Source organism: Micrococcus sp. HMSC31B01 (assembly GCF_001816085.1).
Taxonomy (GTDB): Bacteria; Actinomycetota; Actinomycetes; order Actinomycetales; family Micrococcaceae; genus Micrococcus; species Micrococcus luteus.
Genome location: NZ_KV824970.1, coordinates 1 through 1,225 on the forward strand (window position 1 = coordinate 1; position 1,225 = coordinate 1,225).

Below are 1,225 nucleotides of genomic sequence, written 5' to 3' on the forward strand. Positions count from 1 at the left end.
GTCAACAACGTCATGACCTCTTACATCTAGCGGGCTGGTTGTGGCGAGCCGTGCGGCGGGCGGGCAGGGCCGGAGGTGGCGCACACGGCGCATGGCGGGACCCCTCGCCACAAACGACCGGTTGTGCCGCATCTGCCTAGCTGCTCTGGAGGTGCATCCCAATCCGTAGCGCCGTCACGGTTGCTTCCGGGCTTGTCGAGGTCGAAGACGGGGGCAGGTGGATTGACACCTGATCGTCGCGGTGACGAGGGATCACGTGCAGGTGAATATGGGGCACGTCCTGTTCGGCTTCAACGCCGTCTGATAGGTGCAGGTTCACCGCGGGAGCCAGGGTCCTACGGATGACGCCGGCCACTCGCGTAGCGAGGGCGAACATCTCGGCGCCCTCCTCGGGCAGGAGGTCGGAGAGTGTGGGGACATGGCGCCGAGGGATGATGAGGCAGTGACCGTCTGCGACCGGATGGAGGTCGAGGAAGACGAGCGAAAGCGCACCTTCGGTGACCACATGGGCGGGGGTGCGCCGCTCGGCGACTTCGCAGAAGGGGCAGGAGATTCCCATCGTCCGACTATAGGAGGGCCTGCACCGCCGGGAGGAGAGATGCGTGAGCTGGCGAGCCAACTGGCGTGGACCTCGCCCGCCCCAAACGACCATTTGTGCGGTTTCGCTCGCCAGGTGTCGGGCGCGGAGGGGTCAGGCTGGGCGGCGGGCGATAACGGTGAAGGTGTGCCAATGCTTGATGCCGTCGAACGCACGCCCTTCTTCGTTGCGTTCGTTCAGTTCGATCACCTCCAAAGTGTCGAGGAGTTCGTCCACCTCTTTCCCGGTGAGGTAGGTGCCCAGGTCCGAGGCCCAGGTGTCATCGGAGCCGAAGAGATCGACCGCCAGGATCCCGTCTGGCAGCAGGGCGTGCTTGATCCGGTCCCACACCGAGGTGAAGCGTGCGCGAGGGATGAATGGCAGAGAGGCATTGGCCAGGATCAGGTCGGCGTGCGGGAGGGGATCCCACTCCTCGATGAGGCCCGTCCGGTGTTCGAGGATGCCGAGCGAGGTGAGTTCATTCATGTGCTTTTCGACGCTCGAGTCGACGTCGATGGTGTGGACGCTCAAACCCTCCTGGAGAAGGCGCCGGGTCTCAATGCCGGCGCCGCTTCCCAGCTCGACAGCGCGCAGACCTGCGAGGTTCTGGTGGGTGGCCTGGGCTGACCCCGTTTCGTAGGTCCAGTC

The 1,225-nt window shown here is 65.0% G+C and carries 2 protein-coding genes; both read right to left on the reverse strand.

The annotated features are described in order from the left end of the window. Positions 1-136: 136 nt before the first annotated feature. Positions 137-559: an HIT family protein gene (locus HMPREF3105_RS02245; protein WP_070708679.1), complete on the reverse strand. Its 423-nt coding sequence runs from the start codon at positions 557-559 to the stop codon at positions 137-139. Between the two features lie 132 nt (positions 560-691). Next, positions 692-1,225 (reverse strand): class I SAM-dependent methyltransferase (locus tag HMPREF3105_RS02250; protein WP_070708680.1); only part of this gene is annotated, 534 nt, incomplete at its 5' end.